Source organism: Streptomyces sp. NPDC014894 (genome assembly GCF_043080985.1).
In the GTDB taxonomy this organism is placed as follows: Bacteria; Actinomycetota; Actinomycetes; order Streptomycetales; family Streptomycetaceae; genus Streptomyces.
Genome location: NZ_JBIBWD010000006.1, coordinates 56,158 through 68,779, shown reverse-complemented (window position 1 = coordinate 68,779; position 12,622 = coordinate 56,158). Strand labels below are relative to the sequence as shown.

Sequence of the window (12,622 nt, the reverse complement as noted above, 5' to 3'; positions counted from 1 at the left end):
CTGCCACTCTATCCGGTCACACCGTACGGCTCGGGTGTCCGCCAGCGCTCGAACGGCCGGTCAAGGGTGTATCGCCCGTCCTCGCCGAGTTCCAGTATCCGCGTCTCGCCGTTGCGCGGATTGGAAAGCGATTCGAATTCGGCGACCGTCCAGTGGAACCAGCGCATACAGAACAACCGCATGGTCAGTCCATGGGTCACCAGGAGCACATTCGGCGGATGGTCGGGCGACTCGAAGCTGCGGTAAAGGCTCTCCAGAAACGCCCCGACCCGGTCGTACACATCCGCTCCCGACTCGCCCTGGGCGAAGCGGTAGAAGAAGTGCCCATAAGCGTCCCGGTACGCCTTCTGGAGCCGCACATCGTCGGTGTCCTGCCAGTTCCCCCAGTCCTGCTCGCGCAGCCGCGGCTCTTCGCGCACCCGCACCAGGGCGGGGTCGAAGGCGAAGGCGCGGAAGGTCTCATGGGTCCGGCGATACGGTGACACATAGGCGCTGACCTGCTCGTTTCCAAACAGGTCGCGCAGTCGTTCACCGGTGGCCACCGCTTGGGCCAGCCCGGTGCGGGTCAGTCTCAGCGCGTGGTCGGGCTCGCGTTCGTACACGGTGTCGTCGGCGTTCCCCTCCGACTCACCGTGCCGGACGAGGACGATACGTCGCGGTCGTGCCATGCCCCGACCCTAGATCGGGCGGCGGGGGCCCGGCAGGTCGGGCCGAGTCCATCCGGCGTATCCGGCCGGTGACATACGGCACACCGGGCCGCGCCGCTCACACCGTCCAGGACGGTTCGAGCTCCACCACGTCGCCCGCGAGGGACTCCACGTCCGCCTCGGTCTGGGTGCGCAGCAGCAGCCGTTCTATTCGATCCCGGCGGTACTTCCCGTGCTCGGCCTCCGACCGCCACATGGACATCACCAGGAACTCGTTCTCCGGGGCCTCGCCGAACAGTCCGCGCACCATCCCGGGGGACCCGGCCATCGCCGGGTTCCAGACCTTCTCCTGCATGAGCGCGTAGTGCTCGACCCGGCTCTCGCGGACCTTGGAGTGAGCCACCCGCACCACGTCGACGCCGGTGAACCGCGGTTCGAACCCGGTCTTCACATCGAAGCGGTGGTCGAAGAGCTTGACCTGCATATCGCGGTACGTCCCGGACTGCCCGGACGCCAGACGATCATGGGAGCGCGCCATGAAGGAGTCGTAGAACGCGCGGCTCTCCCAGAAGCCGAAGACATGCGCGATCTCCGGGCGTCCTCTGCTCCACCCGCCGCCCTGTCCCCGGAATCCCGGCTCACCCAGCAGCCCCGCCCACTTCCGCTGCCCCCGTTCGAACCCACGACGGTCCACGACGGTGCAGCGAATCCACTTGACCAGCACCGCGCCATCGTACGGCCCTGTGAGTGGCCCGGGTCACTCTCCGGGAGGTCCGTCTCCGCGCCGGGACTCCCGGGGCTCGGGCGGGAGCGGTACCGGAACCTCCCCTCCCGTTACTGGCGTACAGCGGCCAACTACTCGCCGTGACGCCCGTCGAGCAGATACGGTCAACGGACGGAGAAGTTCTGGCGGTTGCGGGAAAGGGACATGTGGTGAGCAGCCTGAACAAAGGCGTCAGCAAGGTCGAGGTGAGTCTGCGGTGGGATCCGAGCTCCATGGGTGCGGCTGCCCATGATCTCGACATAGTCGCGGCGACCTATCGCACGGACGCCCTTCAGGGCGATCCGGCGTACGTCGTGCACTTCGACAGCCGGTCCCCCGACGGCACGATCCTGCTGACCAGGGACAGCAAGACAGGTCAGGGCTTCGGCTCCGACGAAGTCATGACGCTGGAGTTCGAACGGCTGGCCGCGGTGTACGGGCGGGTGGTCGTGGGCGTGGTCATCCAGCAGCGCGACGGCCGGCGGACCTTCGGTGATGTGCCGAACACCCAGGTCAAGGTCGCCGAGGGTTACACCGAGCTGTCCAAGAGCGATTTCTCCGGCGTCGCCGGGTCCACCGCCGCAGTGGTCGCGGAGTTCGTCCGGGGCGAGACGGGGGCCTGGAGCCACCATGTGAGGCTGCGCGGCTTCGACACCGTCCCGGAGGAGTTCGTCGCGCTGATGGGGGGCGGCTGAGCGACCGGCTCCGGGCGGCGGCCCCGCCCGGTCGCAGTGAGACGCCTCCCCCGGGACGCGGCGGGTACGGCGAAGGGCGCCGACCGTCGGTCGGCGCCCTCCGGGCCCACAGTGTTCGCGCCGCCGCGGCCGGCGGCCTCGGTCAGCTGCAGCCGCTGGTGGAGCCGCAGCCCTCACAGATGTAGCAGGAGCCCGCACGCTGCATCTTCGTACCGCAGGAGAAGCACAGCGGCGCGTCCGCGCTGATGCCGAGCTGCATCTCGACCAGCTCCGCCGAGGTGTGCGCCTGGGCGGGGGCCGGGACGGAGGCCATCGGCGTGACGACCGTCGGCTCCGGCTGGAGCGGAGCGGACTGGGCGAGTCCCTCGACGTCCATCTCATCGTCGATGGACTGCTCGTACGAGCCCGTGTCGAGGTGGCGCTGACGCTCCTCGGCCGAGTGGATGCCGAGGGCCGAGCGGGTCTCGAACGGCAGGAAGTCCAGCGCCAGGCGGCGGAAGATGTAGTCGACGATCGACTGCGCCATCCGCACATCCGGGTCGTCCGTCATTCCGGCCGGCTCGAAGCGCATGTTGGTGAACTTGGAGACGTAGGTCTCCAGCGGGACGCCGTACTGCAGGCCGACCGAGACGGCGATCGAGAAGGCGTCCATCATGCCCGCGAGGGTCGAGCCCTGCTTGGACATCTTCAGGAAGACCTCGCCGAGACCGTCGTCCGGGTAGGAATTGGCGGTCATGTAGCCCTCGGCGCCGCCGACCGTGAAGGACGTGGTGATCCCGGGGCGACCCTTGGGGAGACGCTTGCGGACGGGGCGGTACTCGACCACCTTCTCCACCGCGGTGCGGATGGTGTCCTCGGCCTTCTCGGTGATCTCGGTCTTCTCCTTCTCCTTGGTCTTCGCGGAGAGGGGCTGGCCGACCTTGCAGTTGTCGCGGTAGATCGCGAGCGCCTTGACGCCCATCTTCCACGCCTTGAAGTAGATCTCCTCGACCTCTTCGACCGTCGCCGTCTCCGGCATGTTGACGGTCTTGGAGAGCGCGCCGGAGATCCACGGCTGGATCGCCGCCATCATGCGGACGTGGCCCATCGCGGAGATGGAGCGCTCGCCCATGGCGCAGTCGAAGACCTCGTAGTGCTCGGTCTTCAGCGCGGGGGCGCCGATCACATTGCCGTTCTCGGCGATGTGGGCGACGATCGCCTCGATCTGCTCCGGCTGGTAGCCGAGGCGGCGCAGCGCCTGCGGCACGGTGCCGTTGACGATCTGCATCGAGCCGCCGCCGACGAGCTTCTTGAACTTGACCAGGGCGAGGTCGGGCTCGAGGCCGGTGGTGTCGCAGGACATCGCGAGACCGATGGTGCCGGTGGGGGCGATCACGGACGCCTGGGCGTTGCGGAAGCCGTTCTTCTCGCCGAGGTGGATCACGTCCTGCCAGGCCTCCGTGGCGGCGGCCCAGATCGGGGTGTCCAGGTCGTCGAAGCGAACGGCCTTGGCGTTCTCGTCGGAGTGCTGCCGCATGACGCGCTTGTGGGGGGCCGCGTTGCGGGCGTAGCCGTCGTACGGGCCGACGACCGAGGCCAGCTCGGCGGAGCGGCGGTAGGACGTGCCCGTCATCAGGGAGGTGATCGCGCCGGCCAGGGCGCGGCCGCCGTCGCTGTCGTACGCGTGGCCCGTGGCCATCAGCAGGGCGCCGAGGTTGGCGTAGCCGATGCCCAGCTGGCGGAAGGCGCGGGTGTTCTCGCCGATCTTCTCGGTCGGGAAGTCGGCGAAGCAGATGGAGATGTCCATCGCCGTGATGACCAGCTCGACGACCTTGGCGAAGCGCTCGGACTCGAAGGACTGGTTGCCCTCGCCGTCGTCCTTGAGGAACTTCATCAGGTTGAGCGAGGCGAGGTTGCAGGACGTGTTGTCCAGGTGCATGTACTCGCTGCACGGGTTCGAGCCGTTGATCCGGCCGGACTCCGGGCAGGTGTGCCAGTGGTTGATCGTGTCGTCGTACTGGATGCCGGGGTCGGCGCAGGCCCAGGCGGCCTCGGCCATCTTGCGGAAGAGCGACTTGGCGTCGACCTCCTCGATGATCTCGCCGGTCATCCGGGCGCGCAGACCGAACTTGCCGTCGGCCTCCACGGCCTTCATGAACTCGTCGTTGACCCGGACCGAGTTGTTGGCGTTCTGGTACTGGACGGACGTGATGTCGTCGCCGCCCAGGTCCATGTCGAAGCCCGCGTCCCGCAGGGCGCGGATCTTCTCCTCCTCCTTCACCTTGGTCTCGATGAAGCCCTCGATGTCCGGGTGGTCGACATCGAGAATGACCATCTTGGCCGCGCGGCGCGTGGCACCGCCGGACTTGATGGTTCCGGCGGAGGCGTCGGCCCCGCGCATGAAGGAGACCGGTCCGGAGGCGTTGCCGCCGGAGGAGAGCAGTTCCTTGGAGGAACGGATCCGGGAGAGGTTCAGGCCGGCGCCGGAGCCGCCCTTGAAGATCATTCCCTCTTCCTTGTACCAGTCGAGGATCGACTCCATGGAGTCGTCGACGGCCAGGATGAAGCAGGCGGAGACCTGCTGGGGCTGAGGGGTGCCCACGTTGAACCAGACCGGCGAGTTGAAGCTGAAGATCTGGTGCAGGAGCGCGTACGCCAGCTCGTGCTCGAAGATCTCGGCGTCGGCGGGCGAGGCGAAGTACTTGTAGTCCTCGCCGGCCTTCCGGTACGTCTTCACGATCCGGTCGATCAGCTGCTTGAGACCGGTCTCGCGCTGGGGAGTGCCGACAGCCCCGCGGAAGTACTTGCTGGTGACGATGTTGACCGCGTTCACCGACCAGAAGTCGGGGAACTCGACGCCACGCTGCTCGAAGTTGATCGAGCCGTCGCGCCAATTGGTCATGACGACGTCACGGCGCTCCCAGACCACCTCGTCGTACGGATGCACGCCGGGGGTGGTGTGGATGCGCTCGATGCGCAGCCCCTTGCTGGCCTTGGTCCCCTTGGCGCGGGACCCTCGTGCCGGGCCGCTCGTCGTCTCGGTCATGCCGCCTCCCATATACGGGCAAAAACATCGTGAAGTGCCCAGATCTTCCCGGAGCACAGTTCTTGGTGTGGTGTCGTGGACGCCCTCGGCGCCCACGACGAAATCGCGCCGCCGCCCTGCTGCGACCGGTGACCGGTCGCGCGGGCTTTCTCCGAGCCGATCCGCTCGGCGCCGCTCAGCCGGCGGCGGTGGCGGGAACGGGGACCCCAGGGGTCGCACCGGTCCCGTTCTGCTCTGCGGGCGGCCGTTGCTCACGGAGTTCCGTGATGGCCGCCTCGAAGTCCTCGAGCGAGTCGAACGCCCGATAGACGGACGCGAAACGCAGGTAGGCGACGAGGTCGAGTTCCTGCAGGGGGCCGAGTATGGCCAGACCCACATCGTGAGTGGTCAGCTCGGCACTGCCGGTGGCACGCACCGCTTCCTCGACGCGCTGGCCGAGCTGGGCGAGAGCGTCCTCGGTGACCGGCCGGCCCTGGCACGCCTTGCGCACCCCGGAAATGACCTTGGTACGGCTGAAGGGCTCCGTCACCCCGCTGCGCTTGATCACCATCAGCGAGGCGGATTCGACCGTCGTGAACCGGCGAGAACAGTCGGGGCACTGCCGACGGCGTCGGATGGACGTTCCGTCGTCGGTGGTGCGGCTGTCGACGACCCGGCTGTCGGGGTGCCTGCAGAAGGGGCAGTGCATGGATCCCAACCCTCCTTCTTGGCACGACTGAATCGCTTCGACGGCCTGTCGAAGCCCTTCGAAGCAGCCTCCAGCATAGGCGATGGCCATGACCTCGAGAGACCAGGGACCACAACTTCTGGGCGGCAGGCACAATCCAACCACTACATCTGGGGTTTGGTCGCGTTTCAGCCCCCAGCGCGTGTCGCGTGACGAGCGGTGATCGCGGAGGGCGTACGCGCCGTGACGCCCCGGCGTCGCGCACGGCGCGGGCGGACGCCGGAGCGGCGTCGGCCGGGGTGCGCGGAGGCGAGGAGGGAAGCGCGGAAAGGCGACCCGGAAGGACCGGTGACGAGCCTACGGGAAGGAGCCCGCGTCTCCCATTCCGGGTCCGGCCGACGGCATTCCCGTCCCCCGAATGGGAGACTGACCCCACCCCGGCGCACCCGAATCGCCGGGGAAGGCTACCGTAATGAGCGGAATCGCCTGACGGTCGGCGGGCGGTGTTATCCAGGCCGTTTCGACCGGTGATTGCCCGGCCCTTTGCCCACTGATGCCGGGCACTCGCACATACACCCCACCACCTGTACGCGTAAAGCAATCCGCAATATTTCACTCGAACGTGTGTTTGGCGCAACCTTTCGAAACCAACTACCGTTGTCCAGCTAGGGAGACCATTCGAGAGGGGCCGACGTGACCACCACCGCTGACAGTGCCGCCATCACTGCCCAGGACCGCTCCCAGAACCGATTCGAGCCGATGCATGCCATGACAGACGCAGCCACGAGCCCCGAAGGGGCGGACCCTTCCCGGGCCGCGCGTTCCCTGCCCGGACGACCTCCAGGAATCAGGGCGGACAGCTCCGGACTCACCGATCGGCAGCGGCGCGTCATCGAGGTGATCCGTGACTCCGTGCAGCGCCGGGGATACCCACCGTCGATGCGGGAGATCGGCCAGGCCGTAGGACTCTCCAGCACCTCGTCCGTCGCCCATCAGCTGATGGCGCTCGAGCGCAAGGGCTTCCTGCGCCGGGACCCGCACCGCCCCCGGGCGTACGAAGTACGCGGCTCCGACCAGCCCAGCACCCAGCCCACCGACACCACCGGCAAGCCCGCCGCCTCCTATGTGCCGCTGGTCGGCCGGATCGCGGCCGGCGGACCCATCCTCGCCGAGGAGTCGGTCGAAGACGTCTTCCCCCTCCCCCGCCAGCTGGTCGGCGACGGCGAGCTGTTCGTACTCAAGGTCGTCGGCGATTCGATGATCGAAGCGGCCATCTGCGACGGCGACTGGGTCACCGTCCGCCGCCAGCCCGTCGCGGAGAACGGCGACATCGTCGCCGCCATGCTGGACGGAGAAGCCACGGTCAAACGCTTCAAGCGGGAGAACGGGCACGTCTGGCTGCTCCCCCACAATGCCGCCTACCAGCCGATCCCCGGAGACGAAGCCACCATCCTCGGGAAAGTGGTGGCCGTGCTGCGGCGGGTGTGAGACGCCCGTCGGCCCAGACCGGGGCCCCGGGACCCACTGCGCCGGTCCCGGGGCCCTGCCGTGTCCCACGACAGGGCCCAGCCCCTGAAGGCCCCTCCTACGCGCCGCCGGCCTTCGCGGCGGCATCGATCGCCGCCAGTGAACGACGCGCCTGATTCCGATCCGTCGTGTACCAGAAGTCCGGCAGCGAAGCCCGGAGAAAACTGCCGTACCGCGCGTTCGCCAGCCGGGGATCCAGCACCGCGACGACACCGCGATCGTCCGTGGCACGCACCAGACGGCCCGCGCCCTGCGCCATCAACAGCGCGGCATGCGTCGCGGCGACCGCCATGAATCCATTGCCGCCCGCCTCCTCCACCGCCTTCTGCCGGGCGCTCATCAGCGGATCGTCCGGCCGGGGGAACGGAATGCGGTCCATCACCACCAGCTGACAGCTGGGGCCCGGGACATCCACCCCCTGCCACAGCGAGAGGGTGCCGAACAGACAGGTCTCGGGGTCGGCCGCGAAGCTCTTGATCAGCTCGCCGAGCGTCTCCTCGCCCTGGAGAAGAATCTTGTTCACCAGACGGCCGCGCAGCTCCTCGGCCGCCGCCTGGGCCGCCCTCATCGAGGAGAACAGACCGAGCGTACGACCGCCGGCCGCCTCCACCAGCTCCGCCAGCTCATCCATCATGTCGCCGCGGGAACCCTCCCGGCCCGGCGTCGCCAAATGGCGGGCGACATAGAGAATGCCCTGCTTGGGATAGTCGAAGGGCGAGCCGACGTCGAGACCACGCCACTGCGGCGCGTCATCGCCCCCGGTCCCCTCCGGGGAGAGGCCCAGCGACGCGCCGACCCCGTTGAAATCGCCGCCGAGCTTCAGCGTGGCGGAGGTCAGCACCACCGAGCGGTCGGCGAACAGCTTCTCCCTCAGCAGCCCGGACACATTCATCGGCGCGACGCGCAGCGAAGCCCCGAAGCGGTCGTGGCGCTCGTACCAGACGACGTCGTACTCCGAGCCCTGGGTGATGCGCTCCGCGACGTCGTGGATGCTCTCCACGGACGCCAGGGCCTGCTTGCGCACGGCGTCCTCGTCCTGGACGGCCTTGTCCCGGGTGGACCCGAGGCCGGAGATCACCGTGCGAGCCGCGTCACGCAGTGCCAGCAGGGCATAGCCGAGATCCTCCGGGATCTCCTCCAGCCTGCCGGGGAGGGCCAGCTCCATCACTCGCTCGAAGGTCTCGGCCGCGGTCTGCAAGGAGTCCGCCGACTTCTCGTTGACCAGCTTGGCCGCACGGCGCACGGCCCGGTTGACCTGGCCGGGAGTCAGCTCGCCCGTGGCCGCGCCGGTGACCCGGGAGACCAGCTCATGGGCCTCGTCGATGACCAGGACCTCGTGCGGGGGCAGGACCGGAGCGCCCTCGATCGCGTCGATGGCGAGCAGGGCGTGATTGGTGACGACCACATCCGAGAGCTTGGCCCGCTCCCTGGCCATCTCCGCGAAGCACTCCGCGCCGTACGCGCACTTGCTGGCGCCCAGGCACTCGCGCGAGGAGACCGAGACCTGGGCCCAGGCTCGGTCGGAGACGCCCGGGGTCAGCGCGTCCCGGTCGCCGGTCTCCGTCTCGTCGGCCCAGTCCCTCATCCGCAGCAGGTCCTGGCCGAGCTTGCTGCTCGGCGCGGCGGCCTCGAACGGGTCGAAGAGTCCCTCCTCCTCTTCCTGCGGCACTCCTTCGTGCAGCCGGTGGAGGCAGAGATAGTTGGACCGTCCCTTGAGCATGGCGAACTCCGGACGGCGGCGCAGCAGCGGATGCAGCGCGTCGACCGTGCGGGGCAGATCGCGTTCGACCAGCTGGCGCTGGAGGGCGAGGGTCGCCGTGGCGATGACGACCCGCTCTCCGTGAGCCACCGACGGGACCAGATAGCCGAGCGACTTTCCGGTGCCGGTGCCGGCCTGGACGAGGAGGTGCGAACCGTCGTCGACTGCCTCGGCGACGGCTTCGGCCATGGCAATCTGACCAGGCCTTTCCATGCCGCCGACGGCGGTGACGGCGGCATGGAGGAGTTCGGGGAGGGATGGCTTCGTCATAGGCGGACCACCCTACGGCTCGCCACTGACATCCCGATCCGATCTCGCCAGAATGCTGCCGGGCCGTGACCGCGGAGCGCTCGGGATCCGTTGTCTTTCACCGGATCGAGCGAGTTTCGCGCGAGGGGCCGACGGCGCGGAACCAATCGGGGGCGGCGTCCGTATGCAGGGTGTCGGCGCGAAGCAGGGGGCCGGCGCATTCACAGCACGCGCCGCAGGGCGCGGTCCCGGACCATCAGAGCCGCGCGTTTCCCGGGCAGGTCGGCCTCGGAGTAGAAGCGGAATCCGCCGCTGAGGAAGGCGGCGACGGAGGGGGTGTTGCGCAGATCGGGTTCCGCGATGACACGTGAACATCGCGGACGGTTGTCGAGCACGAGATCGGCGACGGCTCGGAGCAGGCTGGAGCCGAGGCCCCGGCCCCGGTCGGCGACGGTGCCGATCAGGACGTGGACGCCGGTGTCGTGGGGGCGAGCGGGGTAGTGGCGTGCCAGGGGATCGAGATCGGCGCGGTAGATCTCGAAGTAGCTCATGGGGACGGAGTCGATCACACCGAGGCAGGGGACGCTGCGTCCGTCGCCCTCGATCTGGGCGCGCAGATGGTCGGCGGTGACCGATTCGGGTCCCGCCAGCTCCCAGAACGGGGCCACGGCGGGGTCGTTCATCCAGTGGCTGATCAGAGCGAGATCACGGTCGAGGTCGGCGGGGACGAGCTGGAAGACGCCTTCCGGCGTGGTGGTCGGTCCCCATGAGGCGAGATGGTCCAGGAGAAGGCCGGCGCCGGACCCGTCCGGGTCCTGGAGCTGATCGGCCCTGCGGAACAGCGAGAGGAGTTCGTCCGGAATGCGTAGCTCCAAGGTGTCCTCGGCGCCCTCGCCCGGGGGCTCCCCGGCGCCCCCGTCGAGCCCGGGGACGGGACCGGCGCCGGTTCTCGCATCGGTGGGAGACACGGTATGGCGCTCCTCTCACAGGTCGGTACTGCTCGTACGGGTGGTGTCGCGGCCGGCGGCGGTGCGCGCGCACGGCACGGAAACGGAAGGCGGATCAGCGATGGAGGGGGTTGGTGAGGGTGACATAGACGGACTGGGCGGCGACCGGGCCGACGAGCTCGTCGAGGCCGTGCACCCGGGTCAGCAGATTGGCCTTGGTACGGAGGGTGGGGGCCTCCAGGAGCAGGGTCGGCAGCGGTGAGCCGAGACCGGTGGCCGAGGCGAGGAAGCGCCGGAAGGCGGCGATGAGGACGCCCTCGTCCGCCAGGCCCTGCGAGCCGAGGGCTCCGATCAGCCCGAGGACGTTGTTGATGCCGAGGTAGTAGGCGAAGCGCTCGTCGGCGACGGAGTCGTCGACGAAGGTGTCGCTGAGGGAGCCGATGCCGGGAAGGCGGTGGTCGAGTTCGGCGCGGCGGGATTCACGGAAGTAGTAGCCCTGGTTGTCGCGGTAGCGGCCGCCGACGGGCCAGCCGTCGGGGTCGAGCAGGACCAGGGTGTTCTGCTGGTGGGCTTCGAGGGCGATGCCGGCCGCGCCGTCCAGCCAGAGCACGGGGCGGATCACCTGGTCGAGATAGCGCAGAAACCACTCGGTGGCCACGGTGGCACCACCGCGACCGGTGTTCCTGGCCAGCCGGGCGACGACGGCGGCCAGCCGTGAGCCCGTCCCGGGGCGGCCGGGCCAGGGGCGGAGCGCGGTGAGGCCCGCGACGCAGACGGGGTCGTCGCCGGGTCCGAAGGGCTGCTGACGCAGAAGGACGTCGAACCCGGGCACGGGACCGCCGTGGAGGGCGTCGGCCCCGGCGGTGTCGACGGCGAGCCAGGCGGGATCGCGCACGATGTCGAAGCCCGGGTGGGCGGCCCGCCACCGGGCGGCGAGGCCGGTGCGCAGCAGTCGGTGCACTTCGACGCCCCGGTGGAGTTCCTTGCGGAGGTTCTCCCGGCGGGAGTTGGTGATGCGCAGGCCCAGGGAGAGTTTCAGCATGGCCGGAGCACCCGGACGGTGCACGGTTCGCAGCGAGGAGGTGGGGTGCCAGAGATCGCCGTACGGGCCGAGGTCGTGCAGCAGACCGGCGTCGAGGAGCTGGGCGACGGCGGGGCGCTCGGCGAGGTCGCGGGCCTGCCAGGGGTGCAGGGGGAGGGCGACGCTGTGATCGGGGAGCGTGAGGCCGGGGCAGAGCCGGGCGGTGAGCCGCTCGGCGGGGAGGAGGCGGCCCCGTTCGGTCCAGGCGGAGTCGCCTGCGAGGACGGAACGGTCGACGGCCATCCAGTGCAGGGGGAAGGAGCCGTACAGCTCGGGTGAGTACCGCCGGTTCTCGGCGTCGGAGAGTCCTTCACGGCTCTTGGGGGTGGGGTGCAGGGGGTGTCCGAGCACCAGGGACTGCTCGGCGGTGAGAAAGGGATCCGCGCCGGGGGCCGGGGCGGGATCGGCCCTGCGTTCGGCGAGGAAGACGGCGGTACGGCGTACGGAGTCGGCGACCCGGTGCACCAGGTCGCCGGCTCCGGCGGAGCCGGCCTGCCGGTCGACCGCGCGGGGACGGGCTTCGTGCTCGGCTCCGGCTTCCACATCGGCTTCGGCACCGGGTCCGGCTTCGGCTTCGGTGGGGCCGACCGCCCGTTCGAGGAGGGCCGCGACCGTGACGGCGTCGGGGGCGGGTGCGTCTCCCGGCGCTCCCTCCAGGGCGGGTGCGGCGAAGCGGTGCGTTCCGCTCGGTGACCAGTAGCGGACGGGGACGAGGAGCGCCGCGCCGGCGGCGGGGAGGGGGATGCGCACGGTGGATCCGTCGGGCTCGCCGATGTCGTGCTCCCGTACCCAGCAGCGCAGCAGGTTCTCGACGGCCGCCGCGTCGGCGGCCCGGCCGGGGTCCGGGTCGTCGAGCGGGTCGGGGCCCCCGGCGACGCCGTCGGCCGACGCGGTGGTCGCCGCGAGGGCCGGCGCGGGGTCCCGTGCCTCGGGGACGCCGTCTCGCGCTTCAAGGACGGTGGTCCTCGGCCCGGGGACGCGGTCGCGGGCCTCGGGGACGGCGTTCGGCTGCTCGGGGGCGGTGGTCCTCGGCTCAGGAAGGGGGTTTCGCGCTTCGGAAGCGGGGGCCGGGATGGGATTCACTCAGGGGTTCCTCGGGTGGGGTCCGGGCGGTGGCGGGGCCGACCGACGCCGTCTCCCGGGCGAGTCGACCGTTCGGCGGCGGGGCCCCTCCCGTGTCCCCCTGTGTACCAACGACTTGGCGGGCCCCCGATCACGGCCAGTCCGAAGATCCTTGCCCCGGCGGAACCGGGAACCCGCCG

General features: G+C 69.7%; 9 protein-coding genes. 2 read left to right on the top strand and 7 right to left on the bottom strand.

The window, feature by feature from the left end; genetic code table 11:
* Positions 1-8 precede the first annotated feature (8 nt).
* Together ACF089_RS16220 and ACF089_RS16215 are read right to left on the bottom strand one after the other, a co-directional pair.
* A complete protein-coding gene (locus tag ACF089_RS16220; RefSeq protein WP_392026560.1) occupies positions 9-668 on the bottom strand; it encodes a histidine phosphatase family protein in 660 nt (219 codons plus the stop codon).
* Between the two features lie 97 nt (positions 669-765).
* Positions 766-1,371 (bottom strand): YdbC family protein, encoded by a 606-nt coding sequence (locus ACF089_RS16215; protein ID WP_392026559.1) that lies wholly within the window; start codon positions 1,369-1,371, stop codon positions 766-768.
* 209 nt (positions 1,372-1,580) lie between these two features.
* On the opposite strand from ACF089_RS16215, the gene ACF089_RS16210 reads away from it, so the two are divergent.
* The gene (locus ACF089_RS16210; RefSeq protein ID WP_392026557.1) at positions 1,581-2,105 is read left to right on the top strand and encodes a TerD family protein; all 525 of its coding nucleotides are present in this window, start codon (positions 1,581-1,583) and stop codon (positions 2,103-2,105) included.
* A gap of 142 nt (positions 2,106-2,247) precedes the next feature.
* Here the strand turns inward: ACF089_RS16210 and ACF089_RS16205 are convergent, their stop codons facing one another.
* Together ACF089_RS16205 and nrdR are read right to left on the bottom strand one after the other, a co-directional pair.
* Positions 2,248-5,130 carry a vitamin B12-dependent ribonucleotide reductase gene (locus ACF089_RS16205; RefSeq protein WP_392026555.1) on the bottom strand — a complete coding sequence of 961 codons (2,883 nt, stop codon included), beginning with the start codon at positions 5,128-5,130 and terminating at the stop codon, positions 2,248-2,250.
* Positions 5,131-5,305: 175 nt separating this feature from the next.
* Positions 5,306-5,818, bottom strand: a complete 513-nt coding sequence (gene nrdR / locus ACF089_RS16200; RefSeq protein ID WP_392027184.1) for a transcriptional regulator NrdR — start codon at positions 5,816-5,818, stop codon at positions 5,306-5,308.
* A 672-nt stretch (positions 5,819-6,490) separates the two neighbouring features.
* Between nrdR and lexA the strand changes: the two genes are divergently transcribed.
* On the top strand, positions 6,491-7,285 hold the full coding sequence (gene lexA / locus ACF089_RS16195; protein WP_392026553.1) for a transcriptional repressor LexA: 795 nt from the start codon (positions 6,491-6,493) through the stop codon (positions 7,283-7,285).
* A 97-nt stretch (positions 7,286-7,382) separates the two neighbouring features.
* On the opposite strand, the gene ACF089_RS16190 is transcribed toward lexA, so the two are convergent.
* The 3 genes from ACF089_RS16190 to ACF089_RS16180 all read right to left on the bottom strand — a co-directional run bounded on the left by ACF089_RS16190 (position 7,383) and on the right by ACF089_RS16180 (position 12,443).
* Positions 7,383-9,353 carry an ATP-dependent DNA helicase gene (locus tag ACF089_RS16190; protein ID WP_392026552.1) on the bottom strand — a complete coding sequence of 657 codons (1,971 nt, stop codon included), beginning with the start codon at positions 9,351-9,353 and terminating at the stop codon, positions 7,383-7,385.
* A gap of 200 nt (positions 9,354-9,553) precedes the next feature.
* Positions 9,554-10,300 (bottom strand): GNAT family N-acetyltransferase, encoded by a 747-nt coding sequence (locus ACF089_RS16185; RefSeq protein ID WP_392026550.1) that lies wholly within the window; start codon positions 10,298-10,300, stop codon positions 9,554-9,556.
* Between the two features lie 94 nt (positions 10,301-10,394).
* Positions 10,395-12,443 (bottom strand): IucA/IucC family protein, encoded by a 2,049-nt coding sequence (locus ACF089_RS16180; protein WP_392026548.1) that lies wholly within the window; start codon positions 12,441-12,443, stop codon positions 10,395-10,397.
* Between the last annotated feature and the right edge of the window lie 179 nt (positions 12,444-12,622).

Coding starts and splice junctions, on each gene's coding strand:
- nrdR (WP_392027184.1), bottom strand. CDS start 5,818: ATGCACTGCCCCTTCTGCAGGCACCCCGACAGCCGGGTCGTCGACAGC.
- ACF089_RS16190 (WP_392026552.1), bottom strand. CDS start 9,353: ATGACGAAGCCATCCCTCCCCGAACTCCTCCATGCCGCCGTCACCGCC.
- ACF089_RS16205 (WP_392026555.1), bottom strand. CDS start 5,130: ATGACCGAGACGACGAGCGGCCCGGCACGAGGGTCCCGCGCCAAGGGG.
- ACF089_RS16220 (WP_392026560.1), bottom strand. CDS start 668: ATGGCACGACCGCGACGTATCGTCCTCGTCCGGCACGGTGAGTCGGAG.